Origin of the sequence: Microcoleus sp. B3-D2 (genome assembly GCF_036705345.1) — a bacterium.
Classification (GTDB): Bacteria; Cyanobacteriota; Cyanobacteriia; order Cyanobacteriales; family Microcoleaceae; genus Microcoleus.
In genome coordinates this window covers 39337-65252 of record NZ_JAUBUG010000008.1, presented here as the reverse complement: position 1 = coordinate 65252, position 25916 = coordinate 39337, and the positions used below count along the sequence as shown (strand labels likewise).

Annotated in this window: 24 protein-coding genes; 5 read left to right on the top strand and 19 right to left on the bottom strand. The window is 44.4% G+C overall.

Annotated features, from left to right (window positions below):
* On the top strand, positions 1-276 hold the full coding sequence (locus QUB14_RS04995) for a DUF1816 domain-containing protein (protein ID WP_333215476.1): 276 nt from the start codon (positions 1-3) through the stop codon (positions 274-276).
* A gap of 162 nt (positions 277-438) precedes the next feature.
* Here the strand turns inward: QUB14_RS04995 and QUB14_RS04990 are convergent, their stop codons facing one another.
* The 4 genes from QUB14_RS04990 to QUB14_RS04975 all read right to left on the bottom strand — a co-directional run bounded on the left by QUB14_RS04990 (position 439) and on the right by QUB14_RS04975 (position 4624).
* On the bottom strand, positions 439-1449 hold the full coding sequence (locus QUB14_RS04990) for a J domain-containing protein (RefSeq protein ID WP_333215478.1): 1011 nt from the start codon (positions 1447-1449) through the stop codon (positions 439-441).
* Between the two features lie 161 nt (positions 1450-1610).
* The gene (locus tag QUB14_RS04985; RefSeq protein WP_333215480.1) at positions 1611-1763 is read right to left on the bottom strand and encodes a hypothetical protein; all 153 of its coding nucleotides are present in this window, start codon (positions 1761-1763) and stop codon (positions 1611-1613) included.
* 1010 nt (positions 1764-2773) lie between these two features.
* The gene (locus tag QUB14_RS04980; RefSeq protein WP_333215482.1) at positions 2774-4063 is read right to left on the bottom strand and encodes a glucose-1-phosphate adenylyltransferase; all 1290 of its coding nucleotides are present in this window, start codon (positions 4061-4063) and stop codon (positions 2774-2776) included.
* A gap of 399 nt (positions 4064-4462) precedes the next feature.
* Entirely contained in the window at positions 4463-4624 is a 162-nt protein-coding gene (locus QUB14_RS04975) for a hypothetical protein (protein ID WP_333215484.1), read from the bottom strand.
* A 202-nt stretch (positions 4625-4826) separates the two neighbouring features.
* On the opposite strand from QUB14_RS04975, the gene QUB14_RS04970 reads away from it, so the two are divergent.
* Positions 4827-6293, top strand: a complete 1467-nt coding sequence (locus QUB14_RS04970; RefSeq protein ID WP_333215486.1) for a glycoside hydrolase family 13 protein — start codon at positions 4827-4829, stop codon at positions 6291-6293.
* A 193-nt stretch (positions 6294-6486) separates the two neighbouring features.
* Here QUB14_RS04970 and QUB14_RS04965 read toward each other — a convergent pair whose 3' ends face one another.
* Complete coding sequence (locus QUB14_RS04965) at positions 6487-6903, bottom strand: fasciclin domain-containing protein (RefSeq protein WP_333215488.1); 417 nt, start codon at positions 6901-6903, stop codon at positions 6487-6489.
* A 165-nt stretch (positions 6904-7068) separates the two neighbouring features.
* A complete protein-coding gene (locus QUB14_RS04960; protein WP_333215490.1) occupies positions 7069-7515 on the bottom strand; it encodes a DUF2358 domain-containing protein in 447 nt (148 codons plus the stop codon).
* A gap of 37 nt (positions 7516-7552) precedes the next feature.
* Here QUB14_RS04960 and QUB14_RS04955 point away from each other — a divergent pair, with 37 nt between their 5' ends.
* The gene (locus tag QUB14_RS04955) at positions 7553-8131 is read left to right on the top strand and encodes a hypothetical protein (RefSeq protein ID WP_333215492.1); all 579 of its coding nucleotides are present in this window, start codon (positions 7553-7555) and stop codon (positions 8129-8131) included.
* Positions 8132-8193: 62 nt separating this feature from the next.
* Here the strand turns inward: QUB14_RS04955 and QUB14_RS04950 are convergent, their stop codons facing one another.
* The 3 genes from QUB14_RS04950 to QUB14_RS04940 are packed head-to-tail and all read right to left on the bottom strand — an operon-like array spanning position 8194 to position 11264.
* On the bottom strand, positions 8194-8817 hold the full coding sequence (locus QUB14_RS04950; RefSeq protein ID WP_190663820.1) for an Eco29kI family restriction endonuclease: 624 nt from the start codon (positions 8815-8817) through the stop codon (positions 8194-8196).
* Between the two features lie 38 nt (positions 8818-8855).
* The gene (locus QUB14_RS04945; RefSeq protein ID WP_333215494.1) at positions 8856-10046 is read right to left on the bottom strand and encodes a DNA cytosine methyltransferase; all 1191 of its coding nucleotides are present in this window, start codon (positions 10044-10046) and stop codon (positions 8856-8858) included.
* Between the two features lie 36 nt (positions 10047-10082).
* Complete coding sequence (locus QUB14_RS04940; protein ID WP_333215496.1) at positions 10083-11264, bottom strand: histidinol-phosphate transaminase; 1182 nt, start codon at positions 11262-11264, stop codon at positions 10083-10085.
* A gap of 292 nt (positions 11265-11556) precedes the next feature.
* Here QUB14_RS04940 and QUB14_RS04935 point away from each other — a divergent pair, with 292 nt between their 5' ends.
* The gene (locus tag QUB14_RS04935; protein ID WP_333215498.1) at positions 11557-11841 is read left to right on the top strand and encodes a WGxxGxxG family protein; all 285 of its coding nucleotides are present in this window, start codon (positions 11557-11559) and stop codon (positions 11839-11841) included.
* 160 nt (positions 11842-12001) lie between these two features.
* Here the strand turns inward: QUB14_RS04935 and QUB14_RS04930 are convergent, their stop codons facing one another.
* The 10 genes from QUB14_RS04930 to gor all read right to left on the bottom strand — a co-directional run bounded on the left by QUB14_RS04930 (position 12002) and on the right by gor (position 22550).
* Positions 12002-12709, bottom strand: coding sequence for an ROK family protein (locus tag QUB14_RS04930; RefSeq protein ID WP_333215500.1), 708 nt, complete (start codon positions 12707-12709; stop codon positions 12002-12004).
* 32 nt (positions 12710-12741) lie between these two features.
* Positions 12742-13434, bottom strand: a complete 693-nt coding sequence (locus QUB14_RS04925; RefSeq protein ID WP_333215502.1) for a YqiA/YcfP family alpha/beta fold hydrolase — start codon at positions 13432-13434, stop codon at positions 12742-12744.
* A 350-nt stretch (positions 13435-13784) separates the two neighbouring features.
* On the bottom strand, positions 13785-14270 hold the full coding sequence (locus tag QUB14_RS04920; RefSeq protein WP_333215504.1) for a Spy/CpxP family protein refolding chaperone: 486 nt from the start codon (positions 14268-14270) through the stop codon (positions 13785-13787).
* 19 nt (positions 14271-14289) lie between these two features.
* Complete coding sequence (locus tag QUB14_RS04915) at positions 14290-14736, bottom strand: hypothetical protein (RefSeq protein WP_333215506.1); 447 nt, start codon at positions 14734-14736, stop codon at positions 14290-14292.
* Positions 14733-15323 carry a sigma-70 family RNA polymerase sigma factor gene (locus QUB14_RS04910; RefSeq protein WP_333215508.1) on the bottom strand — a complete coding sequence of 197 codons (591 nt, stop codon included), beginning with the start codon at positions 15321-15323 and terminating at the stop codon, positions 14733-14735. The genes QUB14_RS04915 and QUB14_RS04910 overlap by 4 nt, the downstream gene beginning before the upstream one ends.
* Before the next feature lie 740 nt (positions 15324-16063).
* On the bottom strand, positions 16064-17878 hold the full coding sequence (locus QUB14_RS04905; RefSeq protein WP_333215510.1) for a transglutaminase domain-containing protein: 1815 nt from the start codon (positions 17876-17878) through the stop codon (positions 16064-16066).
* A 233-nt stretch (positions 17879-18111) separates the two neighbouring features.
* On the bottom strand, positions 18112-19464 hold the full coding sequence (locus QUB14_RS04900) for a DUF58 domain-containing protein (RefSeq protein WP_333215512.1): 1353 nt from the start codon (positions 19462-19464) through the stop codon (positions 18112-18114).
* 3 nt (positions 19465-19467) lie between these two features.
* A complete protein-coding gene (locus QUB14_RS04895; protein ID WP_333071013.1) occupies positions 19468-20430 on the bottom strand; it encodes a MoxR family ATPase in 963 nt (320 codons plus the stop codon).
* Between the two features lie 55 nt (positions 20431-20485).
* Positions 20486-21022 (bottom strand): opioid growth factor receptor-related protein, encoded by a 537-nt coding sequence (locus QUB14_RS04890; RefSeq protein ID WP_333215514.1) that lies wholly within the window; start codon positions 21020-21022, stop codon positions 20486-20488.
* A gap of 184 nt (positions 21023-21206) precedes the next feature.
* Positions 21207-22550: a glutathione-disulfide reductase gene (gor, locus tag QUB14_RS04885; protein ID WP_333215516.1), complete on the bottom strand. Its 1344-nt coding sequence runs from the start codon at positions 22548-22550 to the stop codon at positions 21207-21209.
* Between the two features lie 527 nt (positions 22551-23077).
* Between gor and QUB14_RS04880 the strand changes: the two genes are divergently transcribed.
* The coding region (locus QUB14_RS04880; protein ID WP_333297100.1) for a HEAT repeat domain-containing protein at positions 23078-25916 on the top strand (2839 nt) is incomplete at its 3' end.

Below are 25916 nucleotides of genomic sequence, written 5' to 3'. Positions count from 1 at the left end.
ATGTTTGAAATCTCTATGTTGGGTATGTTTTTCACGGCTGTTTGGATGCTAGCTCAACCTGCTAGCAGCACTCGACGCGACGAATGGTGGGTAGAAGTTGATACAGATTCGCCAAAGCGTACCTACTGCTTTGGGCCCTATGACAGCAGACAGGAAGCTTCTGACAGATCGACCGGCTACATCCGAGATCTGGAGAACAAAGGAGCTAAAAAAATTACCATCAACCTCAAACAAGGTAGTCAACCTACTCAGCTAAGAGCTAGCGAAGAGTCTTGAGAAGGTTGGAAACTGCCAATTACGGGCGAAGAAAAGTTGATTTATTAACAGGGTTTTTTTCTAATGAGATCGCGCTTGCATAGACTAGGGACACAACAATGCTGTGTCCCGAGGAAAGAGTGAAGAAAGAATCTTATTTGCGTCCGAGAAATGCACGCTTTTTCAAAGCATCATCTGATTGAGATTACTGCGAGGATTAAAAGTACGATTTGCTTGGATTTTCTCGTAGGACTCGCGTTCGATAGGGGTGAGTTCTTTCGGCGGCACGATCGCAATTTTTACCAACAAATCAGTCCGCTCGTTTTTCTTGGGTTTCGGCCATCCTTTGCCCCGCAACCGCAAAGACTGACCCGAACGAATCCCGGCTGGAACTTTCACAGTGATCGTTCCTTCAGGCACCGGCACTTCAATTGAAGCTCCCAACACCGCTTCGTCTGGAGTTATCGGTACTTCGCAGACCAAATTTTCTCCCTCAAACTGGAAGAAAGCATGAGGCAAAACTTCTAATTTTAGGTACAAATCTCCCTGCTGCTTCGTGTATGGGTCAACTTGCCCTTTGCCTTTTATCCTAATTTTGCTGCCGGTTTTCACTCCTGCTGGAATCGAAACTTCGCCCGTGGCGACTCGCTTAGAAGTTCCCCGAAATGCTTCCCCCAGAGTCAAGGAAATGGCGACCTCGGTGTCGAGAGAGGTTCCTGCGCTGCGGTTTTCGTACCCCGCGAAATCTTCAAATCCGCCAAAACCCGCGGGCCCGCCGCTGCTAGTGCGGTAGTTACTGTAATTCCACTTGGCGTTGCGGCCACTACCCGGACTACTACCTGCACGGCCTAGCAAGGCATTGATAAATTCGTCAAAACTGCCGTACTCGCTGAAGTCAACCCCGCCAAAGTCTACATTCGTACTGCCCCCGCCCGGCCATCCGCCTGGAGTTGTGGCAGCTTGCTTCCAGTATTGACCGTATTGATCGTATTTTTTGCGTTTTTCAGGGTCTGAGAGCACTTCGTAAGCTTCGTTTACTTCTTTAAAACGAGCTTCGGCTTCTTTGTTGCCGGGGTTCATGTCCGGGTGATATTTGCGGGCTAGTTTGCGGAAAGTTTTTTTAATTTCGTCAGAAGTGGCAGTTTTGTTGAGCCCCAAAATAGCGTAATAGTCTTTAAAATCTGTTGCAGCCATTAAGCAATCCCCTCTTTATTAGTTGTTATTTGTTAGTTGTTAGTTGTTAGAAAGAATAAATCCCAAATTAGCCGCAGGATGGCGCATTAGTATAATGCCAGGAGCCGAAGTGCCTGCGGCATCTCATTCAAATTATAGGTTATCAAAGGTTTGGACTCGATCTAGTTCGGTTGTTGCTTGCGGGACGATCGCAATTTCCGCACTCCGCTGCTGTTTAAGATTTTATAGCATTCGGCTCTCTCGTGCTGAAGGGAGCCGGAGCAGTCGCCTCTAGAAATGCTTTTGGCATTCGACAGCAAAAACAATGCTTTCATTAATTAAGAACGTCCTTACCCTCCCTATAGGCCGTTGCTATACCTGTGAGCTTTGAGACGGTAAAAATCCTGCGACGAAAACTTTTGGGGAGTTATGAGGCAAAGGGCGTTCGGGAGGCGGCAGCCCTGTTAAGGTGAGGCGGAGAAAGCTGCTGCTGTTGCGGGCGCGAGTCCAGGAGGGTTGACTGGCGCGGACTACCGATTTTTTTTTGCTCTTTTTTTCCGGGGCGCGGTGCGATGGCTACGCCCCGGCTTACGCCTACGAACTTCTCGATATGAGCTTTATCACCCAATCGGCATCTTAGCAGGTTTTCATCAGCAAGTCCGGTCAAATCTGGTTTCTGAATTGTGACTATATAATACCCTAAATTGCGCCGTTCTTACACAAAATTTCTAGATATTTTTTATTCACCCCAGATCCGTGCTAGAGAATTTTATTTTTACAACCTCTGAAGAGATTTAAGTCAAAGTAATATAACATAATTTCTCCTGTGTCTGTTAGCTACATCACACACTTTTATAAAACATTAAGATAGGATAGTAGAACAATAAGCTTTTAACGCTACCAGGGTGCTAACATTATGAATTATTTGCTAAGTTGGCCTTGCGGCTGCTGCGACGATTGGAAAGATAGTTCCGAGAGTTGTGTTGTACTCAGAAACGGGCAGCGCATTTGTCAGTCGTGCTACGACCGAAAATACAAGAATCAGAAGCTATTCGCCAGACGCAGGCGACCGGACATATCTGTATCACGGCAGACAGTAACAGAGACTGTCGCTTATTAATAATGCACTAGCCTTTGAATAAAGCCAAGTATTTCGACAACCTCGCCTCAGCGGTTGGAATAAATAATCAACCAAAAAAAGAATGAATTTTGTCATCAGTCATCAGTCATCGGTCATTGGTGATCTGTCACTAATTTACTTATTTATCATCAGTCACTGGCTGAGAGGTAACAGATTTTAACTTAAAAAACTAATGACTGACGACTAATGACTAATGACTAATAACTAAATGATAGTTCCATCAGGAATCGTGGCATTTTTCAGGACTACGATAATGCCGCTGCGGATGTAAAAACCTTGGTTTTCGCGGTTGGCTTCTTCCACTCCGTCTTTATTAATTAATTGAACATTGCGGCCGATGCGGGCATTTTTATCCACAATCGCGCGGCGAATTGTAGTATCTGCACCGATACCGAGGGCGACGCCGCCGTTGTCCAAACTCGAATGCCGTTCGGCGTCGGGTTCGTAGAAGTCAGCACCCATGACCAGAGTGTCTTGAATCGTACATCCAGCTTCAATGCGCGATCGAACTCCCAACACAGAATGGTCGATCCGGCACTGTTTGAGAATGCAGCCTTCAGCAATAATCGATTCAGTCACGTGAGTATCTAAAAGCTTTGTCGGCGGCAAGAAACGCGGGCGAGTGTAAATCGGCGCATTTTCATCGTAGAAACTGAAAGGCGGCTGAGGCTGTTTTGTCAGAGCCATGTTAGCGTCGTAAAAAGCCTCAATGGTTCCGATATCTTCCCAGTAATCGTCAAACAAATAAGCTTGAAGGTTGTGTTCTTTTGCCGAATTCGGAATAATCTCTTTACCAAAATCAGTTTGGTTTGGAGATTCTTTCAGGAGTTTAATCAGAACTTCTTTTTTGAAGACGTAAATCCCCATCGAAGCAATGTAAGGACTTTCCTGAGCCTGCTGCGCTGTCAGCCCCAGTTTAGTAGTATCCACCTGCATTTGTTTGAGCGCATCGCCTTTTGGCTTTTCGCTGAAAGAAACAATGCGACCGTTGCCGTCGATTTTCATCAAACCAAAATCCGAGGCACGCTTCTCGTCCATTGGCAAAACCGAGAGGGTGATATCGGCGTTGGTTTCGCGGTGTCTCTGCACAAACTTCTGGTAGTCCATGCGGTAGAGGTGGTCGCCCGAAAGAATCAAGTATTCGTCAACGTCCCACTGTTCTAGCAGCGAGAGATATTGGCGAACTGCGTCGGCTGTCCCTTGAAACCAGTTGGGGTTTTCCTGAGTTTGCTGGGCGGCGAGTACCTCGACAAATCCCTCGGTGAAGCCGGAAAACTGGTAGGTGCGAGAGATGTGACGGTTGAGGGATGCCGAGTTGAATTGCGTGAGGACGTAAATTTTGACTATTTCCGAGTTGATGCAGTTGCTGACAGGAATATCGATGAGGCGATATTTGCCTGCGAGGGGAACTGCGGGTTTGGCTCGCAGTTTGGTTAGGGGGTAAAGGCGGGTGCCTACACCGCCACCGAGGATGATGGCTAAGACTTTTTTCAAGGAACTTTCTCCCTAGGGTCAATTAACTCTCCAAGTACAGTGTCGGATGGTGAGGGCTTCTTGACAAGGGGGGGGAGCAAGGAAGTTTTGAGTTATGAGTTATGAGTTGAGTCGGTTACGCAGAAAGGGGGTTTTTTTAATCCAAATACTTCTTCCAACCCTCAATAAGAGTTAAAAAACCCAGTTTATGAGAGTTGGAGTGCGTCCGGGACAGGAGTTATGAGTTTTGAGTTTTGAGTTAAAATACTCATCAATAAATAATGGATAGTTGAAAAAGTTTTGAGTTGTGAGTTGAAATACCGCTCAATAAATAAGGGCTGTTTAACAAAAGAATAAGGTTCGGGGTTTGGGCTTTTAATTACAAGTTTTCTGGGTTAATTCCCCGTTCTCGCCATTTCTTCATCCTGGAGCATGGCGCTGTTGTTGTTGTTCAAAGGCTGGTCGATCGCGCCGTGTCACACACAAAGCGCGCTCTGTTTGGGCCCAAAGCGCGCTTTTGGCTTGGGTTTTATCCGGTTCTTTTTGCTGGCGTTCCTGTTGTGTGAGTTTTTCGGACTCCACAGCAGTCAGGAATCGTGGCGCGCCGGGACGATAAATTTCTAGGTAGTGTCAGTTTTCAATCTTAGATTGACTGCAAATTTGTGTAATATTTTACAATTTGTCGATCGACAAAATTGGATTAAATGTCTATTCTCTACCAAAAGCTAGATCCCCTACAAACCTCTGCTACTGTAGCCTAACCCCTAAAAGCTCGAAAAAATGTATGCAAATTCAAACGCCAGACTGGGTTAAACACGCGGTATTCTACCAAATATTTCCCGATCGCTTCGCCAAAAGCAAACAGCCTCGCAAACGCCTGCTGCAAAACTTCAAGTGGGAAGAATGGCACGAAATCCCCACCCTCCAAGGCTACAAAGGCGGGGACTTGTGGGGCGTGATGGAACAGCTAGACTACTTGCAAGACTTAGGCATTAACGCAATTTATTTCACCCCCATATTTCAGTCGGCCAGCAATCACCGCTACCATACCCACGACTACTATCAAGTCGATCCGATGTTGGGTGGCAATCCAGCTTTTAAAGAGCTTATAGACGCCGCCCACGATCGCAATATCAAAGTTGTCCTCGACGGCGTATTCAACCACGCCAGCCGCGGCTTTTTCTTCTTTCACGACATCCTCGAAAACGGCCCCCATTCTCCTTGGTTGGATTGGTTTAAAATTGAAGGCTGGCCGCTATCCGCCTACGACGGCAATTTTCCTGCTAACTATGCTGGTTGGGACGGGAATCGAGCCCTTCCTGTATTCAATCACGACAATCCAGAAGTCCGAGAATACATCATGGAAATCGCCGAATATTGGATTAAATTCGGCATCGACGGCTGGCGGCTCGATGTTCCTTTTGAAATTAAAACCCCGGGATTTTGGCAGGAATTTCGAGACCGAGTGAAAGCAATTAATCCCGAAGCTTACATTGTCGGCGAAGTTTGGGAAGATGCGAGAGAATGGCTCGACGGTACTCAATTTGACGGGGTAATGAATTATCTTTTTGCTGCGCCGACGATTGCTTTTGCAGCGGGCGACAGGGTAGATTTAGCTCAAATTGAAGGTCGTTCTTACCATCCCTATCCGGCGCTGTTTGCTAAAGAGTACGGCGACAAAATTCTGCACGTTTTGGAATTATATCCTTGGGAAATACAGCTAACTCAACTCAACTTGTTAGCCAGTCACGATACAGCTAGGTTGCTGTCAATTGCTGGGGGCGATACAGCTAGCGTCGAACTCGCAACTTTGCTGCTGTTAACTTTTCCCGGAGCTCCTAGCATTTACTACGGCGATGAAGTTGGTTTGCCCGGTGCTCTCGATCCCGATTCTCGCCGCGGTTTTCCCTTAGAATCTCACTGGGAACTTGATGTTTTAGATTATCACAAGCAGTTGATAACTTTGCGTCACAAATATGCTGCCCTCCGTACTGGATCGTACCAAATTCTTTTTGCTGAGGGAACGGTTTACGTTTTTGCCCGAATTTTGGGGGATGAGGAAATAGTTGTTGCTGTCAATGTCGCGACCGAAGCAGCTAATATTAGCTTTGAGCCAGCTAATTTGAAATCTCCTCACGATAAATTGCTTTATGGAAAAGGCGAGTTTGTTTGGAAAGGTGACGGGGAAACTCGGCAGTTAGAATTGATGCTGCCGGCACGCTCTGGCTTGATTTTAGGTTCGGATAATTAGTTTAAAATGTAGGGTAATCTGCTCCCCGTAGGCCTACATTTATCGGTGTAAGGTGCGCGCCTACATTTATCGGTGTAAGGTGCGCGCCTACATTTATCGGTGATTTGCCCCGCCTCTTCTAAATTTATTACAATTTATTATAGGCATCAGGTGCGCCTAGCGCACCCGAAATTTATCAGCGAAAACACAACTTTTATTCTCCTGCAACCATTGCTGGTAGTAACACCGAATCAATGATATGAATGACGCCATTGTCGGCAAGAATATCTGAAGTGAGAACTTTAGCATCATTCACTTTAATGCCGTCAGAAGTATCAATTCCCACCACAGAACCTTCCACTGTTTCAGCAGAACTTAACTCAAGCAAATTCTCAGTTAGTACCTCGCCAAACAGAATGTGATAAGTCAGAATTTTCTTGAGCTTGGGTATGTCTTCCAGCCAAGACGTAATAGTGTTCGTAGGAATTTTGGCAAATGCCTCGTCAGTTGGTGCTAAGACGGTGTAGGGGCCCGGACTTTGCAATAAATCTAACAAACCAGCCGCTTCAATAACAGTCACGAGGGTTTTGAAAGAGCCGGCATTGGTGGCAGTCTCGACAATATCTGGCATGATGTTTTTCAGGAGTGCAAATAGCAGAAAATAAATCTGGGGCGACGATCATTTTAGCAATTTACAAATAGCAGAAAATGAATCGGAGGGATGATGATTATTTTCCTCATTATAAGTTATTTGGGTTGCCGCCCCTGATGGCTCGGCGCGATCGACCTTTTTGGCTTATACTTGGCTCGCCTCCTCCCCCTTGCGGAAAAACTGCTTTAAAATCTCTCCGGGCTCTCTGTCCCAGGTGTCGATATGTTCGTAAATTAAGCCGTCTTTATCCAATTTATAAGTAGAGTAGCCGTTAAAAAAAATCCGAGCTTTCCAGGGAACCCGCAGTGTCCCGCGAACAGTCCAATTTGCCACAATAGTATCATGGGCTGTCTGACCTTCGTCGTGCAGGTCGAAGTAAATCTCGTTAAAGAATAGCTGCCCGTGAAATCGCAGAGTCCAAAAGATAATGCGATAGTTGATTTTTCCTTTAAATTTGTTAACAGGGTCTTGAAAATAAACATCTTTTGTGTAGATGTCGTAGGAGATGTCTTTCTCAAACAGCGTCGGGAGATCCGCTTTCAGCGTGTCTACTGCTTGTTCTACCTGCCTTTGATATTCGATCGCGCTCAAACTACCACCTTGTGACAGTATTAATTTATAACTTTAAATGAATAATCTCGATCGGCAGCGGGATGAGAAAAAAATTGATACTTCATCCAGCTCTAATCTTACCTCTAATTATATTGTCCGCGCCGGCCTTTCTGCTGGCCCGGACTTGCGACATCGAAACCTTGGCACAGATTTGACAGAACACCCCCACTCCTCTGACATTCTCGCAGAAATTAACAGCGGTAAGCTGTTGATGGTAGATAGCCGTCGCCGGAACGGCCTAATTTTGATTAAACGTTTCCACGCGGAGTTTGCCGGGCCTGGGGCTGCCGTTGGGGGCGCTTTTGAGGTAGACTCTCAGCAGGCGATTCCCGTGGGCGATTTTTGTTTGGTTTGCCCTCAATCTCCCGAAGAAATACAGAAAGCTTTTGGAATTCGACGGCAGTGGGTGCGGTTAATGGAACAGTTAACGGCGAAGCCGGCAGCTTTGGAACGCGCACAAATGGTTTTAACTCAGTTTGAACAATATTTGGATTCGGAAACGGTGGCACAAATTCCCGATGAAGCTTTGGCACTTTTAGTAGGCGTATTTCCCCAAACCATTCGGGCGGCACGGCAAGGAAACGATCGAGTATGAAAATATTTTATCTATTTCCTAATTCTAGCTTGTGGCTGCAAACTATCGAATCAGATGCCAAATTAAGGACACCCTAACTCTTCTATCATCCGCTGACAATGCTGTGTTATACTAACCGACAAAGCATCAATATCGAGCGGAGTATTCCCTACAGGAAGCTTGGTGGCAAAAGTGCGACCGAGGTGCAATCTATCCCATACAGAACGTTTTTGCCCTGCTCGCCCACTGCCAGGGTCATGTATCCCGAATCCCGATATTTCTCTATTCCAAACAGGGCTGAAGTGACGGATCAACACTGCTTCTCCCCATGAAACTAAATCGATTTCCATCGGCGCGACTTTGAAGGCAAAATCCTCTATTTTTAGATTGTCTACAGCTTCGATAGATTTTCTATGCTCTGACAAGCGTCCGTAAAGAGTGTTGCCAATAGTTGTACGCCCCGTCCGACGACCGCCCGGAGCTGCTTTACCTACATAGATGGGCAGACAGCACTTACTCAAGTTTGCCTGTTTAATAAGGTTATACATTGAGAAGTCGCCCTGGTAGTAAAGCAAATATGCTCCGCAATATTGGATCAAATCCTCCCTGAAACGATCCAGTTCCTGAAGATTATAACAATTTTGCCTGCCACAGAAAGCAATTAAGTTTTCTTGTAAATCTGGCGGGACTCTAAATACTTCGAGCATGGAGTAAATTCTCAAATCTAAAATCTCAAATTCATTGACTACACTCTCGCTCTTCTAACTGTCTCCAGCCGCCATCTAATGCTAGAGGCAATAACTTCTGCCAAAGCGACTGGTACAGCATTCCCCAACTGCTTCATAGTTTCTGTCCAACTGTGAGGAAAAAAGTATTCGTCAGGGAAAGTTTGCAGTCTAGCAGCTTCGCGAAGCGTAAAGTAACGCACCTGTCCTGTGGGATCAACTAACATATTTTCTCCTCCAGGTACCCCGTGAACTCCTGCTTTTAAAGTTTTAGCTGGTTCATCTAACAAGCTGCCCGTATGGCCTGGGTACTTTCTGGCTCCGGGTATAAAAATGTGATTTAGTACGCTGTTTTGGCTTTCTTTATTGCCTTGTGGTGGTAAGTCCGAAATGGCATCCCGCACAGTGCGCCAAGGCTGTTTTTGAGGTGGAAACAAGTTGAACTGAAGATTGAATATGCGCGAGGAAAGCTTGCTAGGTATGTCTGGACGATCACTTTTAGATATTTGATTGCGCTCCCAATAATTGCCAGTCACCCATTGCTCCCAATGCAAGGCTTCCTGAGAACAAGTCGGTTCAGGAAAAGACCACTCTAATCCTAAATCCGATCGAAAACCTACAATAAAAACCCTTTCGCGCTTTTGGGGAATGCCGTAGTCTGCCGCGTTGAGTAAGCGAAACACTACACGGTATGATAGTCCGTCACCGCGACCGGCGGTATGATGCTGTTCTAACCGGGACAGGTGATGGGGCCAATCCTCCTCCAGTCTTTGTACAACTTCGGGATAAGTGAGTTGTAGGACAATATACTCAAAATATTTAGTGAAGGAGGAACGCAATAAACCTTTAACATTTTCGATAACAAATGCCTTGGGTTTGAGTTCTCGCACGGCCCGAAAAAAGTGCGGAAACATATTTCGATCGTCCTCACTCCCGCAGTGTTTTCCTCCTACAGAAAAAGGCTGACACGGCGGCCCTCCAGTTAGGAGGTCTACGCCCTCTTTGAGTTCTAAGGATGTAAAATCGAATTTAGCGATATCTGTCTCAATAACAGACCAGTTTGAAATCGCTTTTACACCCCGCCGCTGATTTTCTCGAATTGTCTCGCAGGCATTTTTGTCCAGCTCGATAACTGCTTTGTGACAAAAGCCTGCTTTTGATACGCCTATTGCTAAGCCTCCTGCTCCGCTGAATAGTTCTACAGAGTTCATTATTAGCATTGTATTGAGCAACGGTGGATATTAATTTTAATCTAAAATCGCTGCGATTCGATCGACTGTTCGCTGATTTTCCTCCGGGCTACCCACCGTAATTCGCAAACCTCCTCCAGTGTGCCTAATTAAAGTACCTCCCTCTTTTAGCTGCTGCATGATTTGTTTGTGTTCCTGTTCGCCAGATTCGCCCTCACTAGCTTTCACCCGCAGGTAAACGAAGTTAGCCGCACTCGGCCAAACTTGCAATTTTTGATGCTGAGTTAGCGTTGCAATTAATTTGGCTCTTTCTGATAGAGTTTCGGGAATGGTTGCCAGCAATAACTGCCGCTGCGCTAAGGCTAACTCGGCCGCAGTTTGCGAGAAACTGGGAAGGTTGTAGGGGAGACGGATTTTTTCTAAGGTGGCTGTGAGTTCGGGATGGGCGATCGCATATCCGACTCTCATTGACGCTAATCGAAATGCTTTGGAAAATGTGCGTAAAATTATCCAATTCGGGTGATGGTGCAATTGGTCTGCTAAAGTATTTTGGCTGAATTCAAAATAGGCTTCGTCAATTACTACTAATATCTCTTCGGGTAAATCTGACAACCATTCTATTTCATCTGCTGTCAAAGCATTGGCTGTGGGAGAATTGGGATGAACGACAAAGACGGCGCGCACGGGGGGATGTTGATTTTGGGCGATCGCCTTTTTAGCCGCCTCGATATCGATTTCAAAATTCTCCTCTTTTCGCTGAACACTCACAACGGGAATGCCGAGGGTTTGGGCGATTATTCCATACATCGAAAAGGTAGGATTCGCAACGAAAATAGAGCCTGTACCGCCTAAACAAGTAGCTATTAAGATGGATCTAATTAGTTCGTCCGAACCGTTGCCCACAGAAATATTGTCGGCTGTAATGGCGGTTGTGGGCAGTGTAACCCCCCCTAGCCCCGCCTTGTTCAGGGCGGGGACATTTAGGGATTCATTGACATATTCGGCGAGATCCTCTTTGAGGGCTGCGTGGCCTCCGTCGGGATAGCGATTTGTCTCAATTAACTGCTGGTAAGTCCAAGCTAGCTTTTTTTTTAATTCCTCTGGCAAGTCGTAGGGGCATTCGTTAGTATCGAGGCGATCGAGTACACTTTCCGAGTGCGCTGATTCTCCTGACGCGCCCCCCGGATGGGGAGTGTATGCGGTAAGTTCGGCTAAGTCTTTTCGGATAAAGGGAAGCATGGTATGATTTTAAACTTTTGATTTAGATTGTCAGCTTACAAGGCAAGGCAGAAGGCACAAGTCAAGAAAAATTACGAATGCAAAAATTTTTGTTTTTTACCTCGCTGCTGAAATTTTTGCCTAATGCCGAGTTACTTATGCTGTATCAAAGGCGTCTAAACTTAGGATATAGCCTTTTCTCTATCGAAAGCAAGAGGAGAGAGGGGATTTAGTTTCTGTCGCTCGATTGATGCGTCTGCTGCGGCCAATTGATTATTCTGATAAAGTAACTGCTGATATTTGGAAACCGAGTATGAAAGTCAATCCGTCCGATATATCTAAAAATGCCGCCGCTACCCTCATAGCTTTGAGTTTGGCTGTTCTCCCTTCAGCGATGCCTGCCTCAGCTCAAACGCAGTCAGCTCCGGCACAGAACAATAGTGATTCTAATGGAGTTGTTCTAGACAGAACTCCCCTTCAAGAAAGCAAGGAAGACAACAATCATTGGGGCGCTTTGGGTTTGTTGGGAATCCTCGGTTTGGCGAATCTGTTTCGCAAGGATGAACCCAAACGCTACCGCGATCCGATGGGCGAATAATTTTTTAAAACGGATATCGCACCAGCCAAAAACAACATCAACTGTCCTCGATTTAGAAACCGGGTTTTTTAGGAAAAAACTGGATTATTGCCTTTAATCCGGGCAAAAAACTCGGTTTATTTGATTTGATATTTATGGGCATTTTTGCCACACAGTTGATTCAATCGCGCCACAAAGCAATCCCGCCCAATAAACCGCTGACATTCGGTACTATTTTAACCTGCGGCGGTAACTCAAAAACAATCTTTTTAGTATTGCCACCGCCGATGTAAATGCGATCGCAGTTAAAGAGATGTTGCAGAGAGGTGAGCGCTTTTTCCAGACGGCGATTCCATCTTTTGGAACCGACTGCATCTAATGCCGATCGCCCTAATTGCTGTTCGTAAGTTTCCCCTTTGCGAAACGGGTGATGTCCTAATTCTAAATTGGGTACCAAGATACCATCGACAAATAAGGCAGAACCGAAACCTGTGCCCAGGGTAATTACTAATTCTACCCCCGTCCCGGCAATTGCTCCCAATCCTTGAATATCGGCATCGTTAGCCACTCGCACAGGTTTTCCCAAGCGATCTTTGAGGGTAGTTTCTAGGTCAAACTCTATCCAAGACGGATCTAAATTCACTGCGGTTTTGATGACGCCTAGACGCACGACGCCTGGGAAACCGACGGATACTCGGTCAAATTCCCCTTGTCCGCTGGCTAAAGAGGCGATCGCCTCTAGTACGGGTTCCGGTTTCGGTGGTTGAGGCGTTTCTAAACGGCTGCGTTCCGTTTGGGGTTGGCCTTCATGATCCAAAACCATAACTTTGATGCCACTTCCGCCAATGTCAACGGCTAAGGTGCGAGTCGATCGATCTTGTTGAGTCATTTGATTGTTAAGACTTGCAAGTTGGTCAAATTTTAATTTTTGAATTGGCAAAACTTTTGAGTCGCTTCCCACATTTCCGCTAGGACATTTCCCAAAGAATGATCGTCTTCTAATTCGATTAATTGCACCCAGGGACGGTTAGCGGCAAAATCTCTGCTAGCTTGAATCGGTATTATTGTATCATGCTGGCCGTGAAGAATTAACGTAGGGACTGACCGAATTAATTTTTGTTCAGGGTATTGAGCCATATCTGCCACAAACTGATAATTCAGCGGCAGATAACGCTGTTCGCCGTAGTGATAAACGGGCAGATATTTCTCCGACTGCCACTTTTCTAACTGTTGCTGTCCCAACAGCGGCAGCCAGTGGGAGATAAAGTCAAAAGCCGGTGCTAACAAAACTATTTGCTTTACTGACAATTGTCGCTGGGCCACCCAAGCCGCTGTCAGTCCCCCAAAACTCGACCCAATTATGGTGATTCCCCCGATATTTTTTACTTTTTCTGTGGGAGATTGGGATGATTCGGTTGGCAAAAAGTCTGTTTCTATTTGGTTTAATTGGCGGGTGAGAGTGAGCCCAGAAAAATCCTTTTGATTGAGATCGGGAGTTTTTAGGTCAATCCCTAGATCGGAAAAGCGGTCTCGGAAATATTTTGCCTTAAGGGAATCGGGACTTGAAGCAAATCCGTGTAAATAAATGTAATTATACTCGTTTTGTAGATTCATCCAGAAAAAGTTATGAGACTTCCCAACTAATTATTTTAACTTAATATGACTTATTAACTAAAAAACTTAAGATACTCCATCAAATAAAATATATACGGCTCTTCCGAATAGTTCAAGGAATCGTAGCGAGTTGACTTCTGTGCTTTTAGAGTGTTTATAACAAACTCAAGCACTCCTAAACTTGAAACTTGCTTCGCTTTTAGACTGCTTTATCAAAGAGATAAAGCAATCGCATTGATTACAGAAAAGCTTCGTTTATCGATGCCTGCCTTTATGGATTTCTACCTGCTTACAATGAATCGCAGAGTGCGTACTGGGCACTCTGCGATTCACTCAAAACTACTCGTCAATTACTGCGGTTTTTGACCGTTTTGCATCCTGTTTCTAGCAGTTTGTCGGCGCTGCTGTATCATTTGAGCTAATTGGCTGCGCTGTTCGGCTGTGAGCAATTCTCGCATTGCGAGTGTACTTTCAAATTGCACCTCTTCCAACTGCTGCCTCAATCCGATTATTTGACGGTGTTTTTCGCGCATTTCGCTAGCATTGGCCGTGCCGGACATCATCGTTTCCAATTCTTGTCTGGCTTGGCGGACTGCTTGCATCCGCTGGGAAACTTGGTCTTTGTAGCGATCGCGAACTGCCTGCATTTGCTGCTTTTGCTCGGCGCTTAAATTAAGTTTCTCGAACATCCCACCTTCCCTGCCAGCGGGTCGATTGGGACGCTGGTTTTGTGCAATTGTTTCCGGTTCTAGAGGATTGGGAACTGCTATTGCTGCGGCTGTGCTACCGAGAGTCAGCATTAAAACGGCTAGGGCAGATATACGACGAATTGACATGAAAATTGCCTCTTTGATATTACTTATTTGTTGGCGGTTCACTGTCAGCACCCGGGCTGAAAGTCAACCAGTCTGTTTGTGAGCGCTCGGTCATACTTTCTTGGGGAGAATCATGGAGTACACCCTCCCAGTTAGTAACTAAAAATGCTTCTAATTGAGCTGTTTCCTTATCGGGCAATTGTGCAGTCTCAAACGGACGGTAGCCCGACCAAAGAACTAGCAGACCAGCAGCAATCGCAGACGAGAAAACCCACTTAGAAACAGAGGATATTTTTAACCTGTCACCAGACTTAGCTGAGCCACTTAATCGCGTTTTTTCCCGGTAGGTTTCATGGAAAAAACTCGCCTGATTACTTTCTATTGCTGCTAGAATTTTTTGCTCTAAATCTGGTGCAGCTTCAGGAATATTTGGGCGATGTTGCTTCAAGAAATTAACTAACTCTTGGTCGCTGCTTGGGTTATTCATAGCTCGCTGACACCTTCTTTTTGCAAAAATTGCCGCAGAGAATTTCGGGCATAAAACACGCGAGATTTGACAGTCCCCGCCGGCAGTCCCAAAATTTGGGCTACTTCTTTTTGCGGGATGTCTTCTAAGTCGTGCAGCACCAAAACGCTGCGGTGTTCAAAGCTCAATTGCTCCAGTCCCCGTTGCACTAAATCTTGATAGTGCAACTGCATCAAGTCCGATGTGTTATCTTTGAGAATAACCCGATCCCTTACTTCTTGATTTTTGAGTTGGGAGTCAAAAGAATGCTGTTTAGCAAATGCTTGTCTTTGGTCGGAAGCCACATTCCAAGTGATTCGATAAAGCCAAGTAGAAAAGTTTTCCTGGTGCTTGAGTTTGGGCAATCCTTTCCAGACTCGTAGGAATACTTCTTGTGCTAAATCGTCAAGAAGCGACGGGCCGCAGAGTTGGTAAAGGGTTGACCTGACTTTGTGTTGGTAGCGTTGGTAAAGGTACCGAAAGCAAGTACGATCGCCCTTTAAACATTGAGCAACTAAGTCCGAGTCGGAACAGTCATCGATTAAAACATTGGCTGGCACACCTAACACCTGTGAAGTCTCCCCCACCAGTTCGTTATCTGAAGTGTTTAGACAGGACAGCTCTAAAAAAGGTTCAAAGGATTTAAAATTTTTTTTCGACGAGGCGGCAGGTAGGGAAACGGCACTGCCGTGTCCTGATTTTTCCTGTAATTAACGGGTTCCGAGGTGTAAAGCCTGGAAACCCAGATCCAGAGTCCGAGCCTGGGTTGAGAAAATGGACGCTCTGACTCGCCCCAGAAGCGTTACTTTCGCTAAGCGCCTAGTTACAAGTAAAACCAGTAAAAATTTGCTCAGCGGGTAGGGACATGACAATGCCCATTGGTGTCAACTTAACCTCAAATGTAATGCGAGTCTTCTGTCGAGCGATTAAAACCTGATCGCCCCGGTGCTCCCCGAATCGTTGCGGGGGGACAAGAATCTTCTCTTTCGTCCCCCTTTTTAAGGCTACCGCGTACACACAAGTGGATTATGAGCTAGTTTCCACTCCTGCTGTTCGACCAATGCCTTGCTCGGAGGATAGATTAATTGTATAAGTACCCTGATAAGGCTGTTCTCTTAAGTAGGCATAAAGCAATTGTGACTTGTCTAATAACCGACGGTCTTGTACAAGTAATTTAGAAAAGGTATATATAGCGGTTCTCAGTTAAGGGAGGTACAAGTTGAGATTGAATAATTGAATTATTGGGGAATTTACGAATCAATTAAAAAGTCCTCAATCTCCCAATTTAAAATCTAAATCTGTACCTCACCTACCTGAGAAAAGCTATAGTAGACTTACCGCTTTTATTAACCTGAGAGTTTGAGGCGATCGCCTGCCTGCGATATTGCTCGATCCAGGATTGAATTGCCAATTTCAATTCAGCTTTTTGGGCGTCTTTAATTCCTTTGGGATCGAAGCGATCGCAATAATGAATCTCAATCAACAATGCTAACTCTTCGAGACAATATAATTCCGGTTTTTCTTTTTTTAACCTCTCGATCCAATTTTTTAAAGACTCGGAAGGAGGGCGAATCAATCCAGACTCATTTAATGCCTGTTCGATTAAATAAAATTCCGATTTCGGACTCAACGAATCTTTCTTATAAATAGCTTTTAGCCATCTTTGTTTCTTAGATAAAAGGCGTACAGTTTTCTTAAAATTAGGATTACACCTCCAAAAAAATATTAATGCCAGCAGGATGACTCCCCCATACTTCAATCCATTGCTACCTGATAAATATCGCAACCCCAGCACAATTTTGTAACTCAATAGCGACCATAAATCAGAGATAAAAGCCCCTGGGGGAGCAGCAGCATCTTCCATGCTTTCCCAATCAGAAGGCGTAGGATCAAAAGCTTGCCATTTCCCCGCGATATAAGCCAAAGTCCAAGCATGAGCATGGCGACTTCTTACAATATATTGGTTCTCCAAAGAACTAAATTCGTGAACAGAATATCCAACAGCATAACGGGCTGGAATACCGAGTTTTCTCAGGAGAAGTGTCGCAGCGGTAGCAAAATATTCGCAATGTCCCGAGCGAGTGTCCAGTAAAAAGGTTGATAGAGGCGTAGCATCATTATCTTTGCCCCTAAGCTTCAGTGAATAAACGAAATTTTTTAGGAAAAACCACTCTATTTTATCTAATATTTCTGGTGGCGACTTTCCTTGAGTATCCACTTGACTGAGGATTTTATTCAGTGCCGCCATTTCGGATTTTGGTATTTGCAGGTCGTCTTCTGTTGGCGGGCTATCTACAGAAAAATTATTATTAAAGTAGCTTCGATAAGCCAGCATATCAACTTTTCCCACCACTTTTATTGTGCCATATTTATTCTTTTCCATCTGACTGACAGGCAATGCGTCAATTTTAAAAGTTCCATCTGGCAGCTTTAATAAACCTTGGTTGCCTGGGAGTGTAGCCGAAATAGTAATCGTTGATGGATTCGGTAGTTGGTTGCCTAAATCCCAAGTTGTGCCATTAATCTTTGGTTGTACGGGAACAAAGTTAGGATTTAAGGCCAGCCAAAGTGAAGAGTTGTAGCGATTATAAGTTGCTTCTCTTAGGAGTCGGGGAGGAGTCTGTTTAGCTTCAGGGGCAACTCTAAAAATAATTTCATTTGACTGTTTTAATAATCCCACTGATCCCATGTTCGTTTGTTTTTTCAAAAAATCAGTTTCTTGAGAATTACCATTACTAAGCCATGAGATTGCTTGCTGTTCTACTGCCACGTGAAGTTGGTGCAAGCCCATCTGCCCTATAAATCCTATACTGCCAGCAATTAACATCAGACTCAGCCAGAGAATAGATGAAAAATTTTTCGTTCTCACCGACCACAAAGCAATAGCGGTTAAGGCAAATATCCCAGCATAAAAAGAGATATCTCTACTGTTCGCCGTACTAGCGGATAGCAGACAACAGATAAAATATGGATAATTAAGGTTCACCATCAAGGGGTTAAGTGTTGCTTTTTTTGTGACTTTGTTTAGCCACAAAAACATTAGGCGTATATCCAGACTTTCCTTGACAGAATATACCTGAGCAGCTACCAGTGGAAAAAATACACCAGGAAGCCATTGCAACAAATTATATATCAAGTAAATAGAGCGGTTGGCGACCAGGAGATAAACCAGCAAACAGCACAAAAAAATCAGGCAAAAATTAGCAATGCGCCTAAAATCACTAGCTGAAAAATCCCACCGATAAGGCAACCAGTTAGCTGCCTCTAAAATCAGAGCAATTGGCAAAGCAAAAAACCATAGTCCCGTCTGCCAGCCCCAAAAAATTACACTAGCACCCAAAAGAAACACTGGCATTTTCATAATTTCATTAACTCCTCTTGTATTTGACCTAGCTTTAAAATATGGCAGCTTGTTAAGTCATCTTTAATGAGTTCTAAATTTAAGCTATCTAATTGAGCGTCTCGCTCTGCTAAAATTAAAACTAAGGTATGGATACCGCGACTTCTCAGATAATTTACTAATCTTTTTCTAGGTTCGTCCCAACACAAAAATATACAAATACAACCGCTTAGCAGAGAGATTTTTTCCATCAAAACTGAGGTGAGCGAGTCAAAATCTTTATCCTGACAGGCACCTACGGAGGCGAGAATTTCTAGTATTTTTTCAGTAGAGTTCAGCCCTCTGCCCAAGGTAAAACAATAAGCTTCTTGAACGACGAACATCAAATCCAATAAGGATTCTTGAGTCTGAACTTCATAGGATAAGGAAGCAGCTATTGAGATGGCCTCTTCTAAAATTTCACTATATTTTACACTTTGAAATGTATCCAAAATAAGGGCGTGCCTCACAAAAAATTCATCCTGTTCTTCTTTGACCATTGGCTTACCTGCTTTTGCCCAACTTTTCCAGTGAATTTTGCGTAGCGAATCTCCCGGTCGATAATCCCGCAGAGACCTAAATTCCTCAGAATCTCCTACGGATGAAGCTAATGTTACGCCACCTGATTGATATCTTCTTGAGCCAGGAAGCTGAATTGGTGGTAAATGATATAGTTTGGGTAAAATTAACATAGATTGGGGCAAGGAAATTGTTTTACAAGCATTCCAAATCCCAAAAGGATCTGACCTAGTAACTGTTAGACCAATCAGGCGGATAACACCTCTGTAGGACGGCGTAATTTCACATACCACTTCTGTTTTGCTATTGGGTAGAAGAGGAGGCAATTCTATGGCTTTAGCTGTGGCGCATTGTTTTCTATAAATCAGCCACAGCCAACGATAATAGCCGAAGTATTTATCCAATGAAGTGCGCTGTTCTTCACCGGGTTCAGGTGTTTCTATAAATTCTTGAAAACTTGGGTATGTGTCGGCAAAATTTTCCCCCAATTTCAGGTTATTTTGACTCTGGCTAGTTTTGTTATGAATGAGAATACGGTATTTTAAAGTGACTCCAACAGTTGCAAACTTTGGCAAGAACCGTACTGCATTGAAGTGGAAGCGAAAAAATCTACTGAAAATTATGGCTATTCCTATAATTGACAACAGGAAAGTAAAGATTTGATAGGTCAGGGTTTGATTAGTATCTAATCCTAAAACCCCCGCTAAAAGCGTGCAGCTAAGCACTGCTAAACCATTGTTGGTCAATCGCTTCTTTCGCGAGCGATTTACACGCGCACCGAAGCGAAAAATAGCGTAGAAAAAACGTTTCATTTTTTAGGCAGGTACAGGAATAGATTTGATAATTTCTTCAACAACACCTGGGGCCATTCTGCCAGAAAAACGCGCTTGAGGTTCCATTACTAGGCGATGAGCGATGACTGATACCGCCTGTTCTTGAATATGTTCTGGCGTAACAAACTCATAGCCATCGAACAAAGCTAATGCTTGAGCAACTTTCATTAAAGCTATGGAAGCTCTGGGACTCGCTCCTAGTTGTACGCCTTCGGCTGAGCGAGTTGCATTCACGATATCTACGAGGTAACGTTTCAATTCTTCACTAATTCTAATTTGCTTTACCTGCTGTTTTAAGCTAATTAAATCCTCTAAATTAACGCAGGTTTGAAGTGTATCAATAGGATGTTGATGGATTTGGTCTCCGAGCAGGTTAACTTCGTCTTCTGGCGAGATGTATCCTAGACTAAATTGAACTGCAAAGCGATCCATTTGGGCTTCAGGAAGTGGATAAGTGCCACGAGATTCTACTGGATTTTGAGTAGCAATGACAAAAAATGGGTCTTTAAGTTTGTGCAAATTTCCGTCAATGCTGACTTGAAATTCTGCCATTGCTTCTAGGAGTGCTGATTGGGTTCGCGGTGATGACCGATTGATTTCGTCAGCCAAGATAATATTAGCAAAAATTGGGCCTTCGTGGAAATGGAACGTGCGTTGATTGGGGTCGAGCATGGATATGCCCAAGATATCGGATGGCAAAAGGTCAGGTGTAAATTGAATGCGTTTAAAGCTGACATCTACAGATAAGGCTAGGGCTTTAGCTAGGGTAGTTTTACCTGTACCGGGATAATCTTCTAGGAGGACGTGCCCGCCACTCACAAAGGCTGACAGCAATTTCCTGATTGCTGCTGATTGCCCTTTCACCACTTTTTGAATGTTGTTGGAAATCCTTTGATAAATTTCTCTGCCCGACTGAGAGTGATTTTCTGTAATTGCTTTATCCATTATTTATTGTGATCGTAGCGTTCGGTTACTGTCCCGCTGATTGGCTTGTCCCGATTTAACTATTTACAGCATTTTTCCAATATGTATAAGTTTTTAAACCAATACTTTCTTTATTTTCATTATATATCTCGTCCAAACACCTGAAAAGAGCCAAAGCATAATTCTTCAATCCCAAATTTGTCAAACTTGTGAGAATCCTAGTCAGCCGCAGGTAGTTGTGATTAAATGGTTCAATCCACTCTCTTTTTCTTGACAAATATTCCTCGGATTTGGCAATTACCATTTCTGCGTTTTCCCCTTCGCGGCATTCCAACCCGTAAAACGCCAGCATAACTTTTAGAGATTTGACTAAGCGATTTCTCAACTCTTCACTTGTTCTAAAAGCTTGAACCACCTCATCATTTAAAGTAGGAGCACTGGAATTAAAGCGACTCTTTTCTCTCAGCGGAAACAGCCATTGAATGTAATTGTGCACGGATTCCAGCTTCTGGTAATCCCACGACCAAATATGCTCGATCGCCCGATCTTGTGAATCAGGCTGCTGACCGAGATAGAATGCTAAAATTTTGTTCTGTTTGGTTGAATTACTCATTAATAAGGTGTTTTGTATCTAAATTGTATTTTTGGGCGGGCGGGACGCCCACCCCACAACCAGAAAATTAAATTTTTGTGTGGAACAGGCATCCTGCTGGTTATTCAAAATAGTTTTCTTGAGTCGGTTTTAACCGACTTTAGCTATTAGCCAGGGGTTTAAACCCCTGGCTGCTTCCCCGGCTTTACCGCAGAGTCACAAACTCTTCAGCAGTCGATGGGTGAATGCCAATAGTCGCGTCGAAGTCTTTCTTCGTAGCTCCCATATTAACCGCGATCGCCATTCCTTGAATAATCTCGCCCGCGTCTTTCCCAACCATGTGCACGCCCAAAACTCGATCGGTATTAGTCTCAACGATTAACTTGACAAAAGTTTTCTCATCTGCACCTGTCAAAGCGTGAAACATCGGCCGAAACTTGGCTGTGTAGCACTTAATTGAATCGCCAAATTTAGCCCTGGCTTGGCTTTCTGTTAAGCCGACTGTACCCGCTTCCGGCTGGGAAAATACCGCCGACGGGACATTTTCGTAATTGATTGCTCTGGGATTGTGGCCAAATTCAGTATCTGCAAAAGCGCGTCCTTCGGCGATCGCAATTGGCGTTAAATTGATGCGGTTGGTGCAATCTCCCACTGCAAAAATGTGCGGCTGACTGGTGCGGCTGTCTTTGGTAACTGCGATCGCACAATTATCGATTTCTACCCCCGCATTTTCTAAAGCCAATTTTTCCAAGTTCGGCAAGCGCCCGGTAGCGCACAACAGCGCGTCTACTATGAGCGTTCCTTCGGATTTTCCCGACAAAGTTAATTGTAAGCCTTCTGGAGTTTTCTCAATGTGGTTGATCGAGCTTTCGGTCAAAATGTTTATTCCGTGCTTCATCATTCCTTCTTGCACGTTGGTGCGAATTTCTGTGTCGAACTCGTTCAAAATTAACTCGCTGCGGATGATTTGAGTTACTTTGCTTCCCAACCCGTTCATAATGCAAGCAAATTCGACACCGATGTAGCCACCACCCCAAATGGCTAACCGTTTTGGCTGCTCTTTTTGCAGGAAGATTTCGCGGGAGGTTATCGCGTGTTCGATGCCGGGAATTGGGACTCTTCTGGCTTCTCCGCCGACTGCAATTAAGATTTTGGCTGCGGTAAATTTTTTGTCACCAACTTCGACGGTGTGGGGGTCAATAAATTTCGCGTATCCTGAGATTAATTCGACTCCGGCTTTTTCGAGGAAGCTGATGTGCAGTTTGCTCAGCCGCCGCACTTCTGTGTCTACGCTGGTGATGAGTTTTTCCCAATCAAAGCTGCTTTCAACAGGGCTCCAGCCGTAGCCCACTGCATCTTCGTAAAGGTGCGAAAATGTTGAAGCGTACACCATGAGCTTTTTCGGGACACAGCCGCGAATTACGCAGGTTCCGCCTACTAAGTCATTTTCGGCGATCGCCACTTTTGCGCCGTAGGATGCTGCTCGCTTGGAACTCGCCAATCCGCCGGAACCCGCACCTATCACAAACAAATCGTAGTCGTATGTCATAATTCTCGCTACTTTCCTATCTCAATTTTACCCATTTTACGCTTTACTTTTCTTAATGATATCTCAAAAATTTTTTGTTTTTTTTGGGGAGCCACTACTTTACTGTTTGCGATTGATATGGTATTATTAAATAATACTAATTTATGCGTTAATCTTAAAATCAGTCACACTCCCATTATTAGATTATAGCACAAGTGATCGGCAACAAACATATAAAAATGTAACTATTTTGGAACCGCCACGAAGCAGGAAAGAAATTAGTGTCGATCGCTCGTTATAGCCGAGTCTTGAACCCCGTAAATCCCTCTAAAAAAGGGAAACTTTGATGCTCTTCCCCATTTTTAAGGGGGAGTAGAGGGCAACAATCAGGGGGGAGCGGGGCTAATCGCAGCGCTACGACAGAAAACTGATACTACCTTAACCTATCGGGGCAGCCACGGGAGATTATTACCCTACAGTTTTTTAAATTTCATAAATCCTTGATAATTGCTATATTATCAACATAAATTAATTCTCGGGCTAGCTTTATGATCGATTGGCTTTTGCTCTGGGGAGCAACGGAAGCAGTAGGCATTCTCGTTAAACCCATCTTAGAAGATTTAGTCAAAGACGGCGCGAAGGATTTTGCTAAAGATTTTTTTAAAGATTCCCTGAAAAACGTCTTATTACGCGAAAAAGACCCGCGAAAAGTCGCAGCGGGCAAAGCAATCAAAAAGTTTTTGGAGTTGGTGGAACAGCAGTTGAAAATTGGCGGACTTTCCCCAGAGCAAAGAAAGCTGTATATTAAAGATGTTAAACAGTTTATCAGCAACAAGTCTGTTAAGGAAATTTTGGCCAAGGCTTTTGAGAGCGATCCCGAATCTCTCGATGCAGAACTTCTCGAACAAACCTGGACTCAACTAAATTTAACTCCTTTACCAGCAAGATTTAAGTGGCTAACCATCGCCAATCAGTATCTCGCAGAAGTTCAAGAAATTTTCTTTGACTCAACAGACTTGCGCGATATCTTGAAGGCTCAAAATCTGGATAGCATTCAGAAAAATACTCAAGAAACGGCGGGGATTATCCCCGAATTTGACTTGAGGCAATATCAAGAAGCTCTGTGCGAGCGTTACAGCAATCTCAATTTAAGCAGCGTCGATCCCAATACCTACGATTATCGGGAAAAGCTGAAGGTTTGGCAAATCTTTATTTTCCAAGATGTGCGATCGATTTACGAATCATTTCTGCCGCAAGCTTACGAAATTCCTAAAGAACATCAACGGCGGCTGCAAGACAGCAATCAATTAGACGCGATCGATCTAGAAAATTTAGAGAAATATCGGCGCAGTTATTTTTCTCAGCCGATCGTATCCGTGTTAGATGTTATCAATGACAAGCAAAAGTATCCCTACATTGTTATTTTAGGCGATCCGGGTTCTGGCAAGTCTACTCTGTTACAATATTTAGCATTAAACTGGGCGCGATCGCCCTTAAATAGCGTGACATCTCTGCCGATTCCGCTGCTAATAGAATTGCGGACTTACATTCGCAGCGGGGAATCAGGACATTGCAAGAATTTCCTCGAATTTTTCCATCAAAGTCCGGGTTCAATTTGTCACTTGAATCAGCATCAATTACAGGAACAGCTTAAAGCAGGCGACGCTGTGGTGATGTTCGACGGGTTAGATGAAATTTTCGATACCGGGAAACGAGAAGATGTAATTACGGCGATTCATCGGTTTACCAATGAGTATCCGCGCGTGCGAGTGATTGTCACGTCTCGGATTATTGGTTACAAACCTCAACGCTTGCAAGATGCAGAGTTTCATCACTTTATTCTCCAAGATTTGAACGCGGAACAAATTCAAGATTTTGTTCGCCGCTGGCACGAATTAACTTTTACTGATGCTGGGGAAAAAGCGCGGATTCGCGATCGTATGGAAAGAGCATTAGCGTATTCATCAACGATTCGAGATTTAGCGGGTAATCCGTTATTGTTGACGATTATGGCGATTTTAAATAGCGGGCAAGAATTGCCGAGAGACCGGGCCGAACTTTACAATCAAGCTTCGCGGGTATTGCTTTATCAATGGGATGTGGAAAGGTCTTTAGTAGAGGATAGCAGGCTCGATCCGAAAACTATTGATGCTAAAGATAAGCAAGAAATGCTGCGGCGAGTCGCTTACAAAATGCAAGCAGCACCTCAAGGCTTAGCTGGCAATATTATTAGTGCGGAAGATTTGGAGAATACCCTGACAGCATATCTGAAAAATAAAGATTTCGATCGACCCAGAGTAGGGGCGAAATTAATCATTAATCAACTGCGAACTCGCAACTTTATTTTATGCTTTTTGGGCGCGGATAGTTACGGATTTGTGCATCGAACTTTTTTGGAATATTTCTGTGCGTCGGAGGTTGTGGAAAGGTTGTATAAGACACCAGAAATTTTACTGGAGGAGTTAAAAACAGAGGTTTTTGGCAAGCACTGGGATGATGAATCTTGGCAGGAAGTTTTGTGCTTAATTGCCGGATTGATTCCTGGAAACTTGACCGGGAAGTTGATTGAGTTTTTGATTGAGCAGGATGGGGAAGGGCAAAAGTTCCGCAATCTGTTTTTGGCGGCGAAGTGTTTGAATGAAGTGAGAGAGAGAAAAGAGATTGCTGCGGTTGAGACTCAATTGCTTGAACGCTTAAAAGAGTTAACCAAGTACGACCTCAATTATTATTATGAGGCTCATCAAGAAGAGGTAGGTCTAGTTCCTAAAATTCGGACTCCAGCAGTAAGTACGATCGCTTACACTTGGAAAGATGACCCAGAAACCTTACCTTGGCTCCAACAACTGGCTCAATCTGATAGTAATTTGTATGTGCGACGTGCAGCAGTCGAAGAATTAGCACAGGGGTGGAAAGATAACCCAGAAACCTTACCTTGGCTCCAACAAATGGCTCAATCTGATGATGATTCGTATGTGCGATATGCAGCAGTCGAAGAATTAGCACGGGGGTGGAAAGATGACCCAAAAACCTTACCTTGGCTCCAACAAATGGCTCAATCTGATGATGATTCGGTTGTGCCATATGCAGCAATCCAAGAATTAGTACGGGGGTGGAAAGATGACCCAAAAACCTTACCTTTGCTCCAACAAGTGGCTCAATCTGATGAGAATTCGGCTGTGGGACGTGCAGCAGTACAAGAATTAGCACGGGGGTGGAAAGATGACCCAAAAACCTTACCTTGGCTCAAACAACTGGCTCAATCTGATAATAATTTGTATGTGCGACGTGCAGCAGTCGAAGAATTAGCACAGGGGTGGAAAGATGACCCAGAAACCTTACCTTGGCTCAAACAACTGGCTCAATCTGATGAGAATTCGGCTGTGCGAT

Bases quoted from the DNA above. Each gene is read 5' to 3' on its own strand.
- QUB14_RS04950 (WP_190663820.1), bottom strand. From the start codon at position 8,817: ATGCTCGAAGTATTTAGAGTCCCGCCAGATTTACAAGAAAACTTAATT.
- QUB14_RS04920 (WP_333215504.1), bottom strand. From the start codon at position 14,270: ATGTCAATTCGTCGTATATCTGCCCTAGCCGTTTTAATGCTGACTCTC.
- gor (WP_333215516.1), bottom strand. From the start codon at position 22,550: ATGACATACGACTACGATTTGTTTGTGATAGGTGCGGGTTCCGGCGGA.
- QUB14_RS04990 (WP_333215478.1), bottom strand. From the start codon at position 1,449: ATGGCTGCAACAGATTTTAAAGACTATTACGCTATTTTGGGGCTCAAC.
- QUB14_RS04925 (WP_333215502.1), bottom strand. From the start codon at position 13,434: ATGAATCTACAAAACGAGTATAATTACATTTATTTACACGGATTTGCT.
- QUB14_RS04970 (WP_333215486.1), top strand. From the start codon at position 4,827: ATGCAAATTCAAACGCCAGACTGGGTTAAACACGCGGTATTCTACCAA.
- QUB14_RS04895 (WP_333071013.1), bottom strand. From the start codon at position 20,430: ATGGATAAAGCAATTACAGAAAATCACTCTCAGTCGGGCAGAGAAATT.
- QUB14_RS04995 (WP_333215476.1), top strand. From the start codon at position 1: ATGTTTGAAATCTCTATGTTGGGTATGTTTTTCACGGCTGTTTGGATG.
- QUB14_RS04930 (WP_333215500.1), bottom strand. From the start codon at position 12,709: ATGACTCAACAAGATCGATCGACTCGCACCTTAGCCGTTGACATTGGC.
- QUB14_RS04900 (WP_333215512.1), bottom strand. From the start codon at position 19,464: ATGAAACGTTTTTTCTACGCTATTTTTCGCTTCGGTGCGCGTGTAAAT.
- QUB14_RS04955 (WP_333215492.1), top strand. From the start codon at position 7,553: ATGAATAATCTCGATCGGCAGCGGGATGAGAAAAAAATTGATACTTCA.
- QUB14_RS04915 (WP_333215506.1), bottom strand. From the start codon at position 14,736: ATGAATAACCCAAGCAGCGACCAAGAGTTAGTTAATTTCTTGAAGCAA.
- QUB14_RS04945 (WP_333215494.1), bottom strand. From the start codon at position 10,046: ATGAACTCTGTAGAACTATTCAGCGGAGCAGGAGGCTTAGCAATAGGC.
- QUB14_RS04940 (WP_333215496.1), bottom strand. From the start codon at position 11,264: ATGCTTCCCTTTATCCGAAAAGACTTAGCCGAACTTACCGCATACACT.
- QUB14_RS04935 (WP_333215498.1), top strand. From the start codon at position 11,557: ATGAAAGTCAATCCGTCCGATATATCTAAAAATGCCGCCGCTACCCTC.
- QUB14_RS04965 (WP_333215488.1), bottom strand. From the start codon at position 6,903: ATGCCAGATATTGTCGAGACTGCCACCAATGCCGGCTCTTTCAAAACC.
- QUB14_RS04985 (WP_333215480.1), bottom strand. From the start codon at position 1,763: ATGAAAGCATTGTTTTTGCTGTCGAATGCCAAAAGCATTTCTAGAGGC.
- QUB14_RS04890 (WP_333215514.1), bottom strand. From the start codon at position 21,022: ATGAGTAATTCAACCAAACAGAACAAAATTTTAGCATTCTATCTCGGT.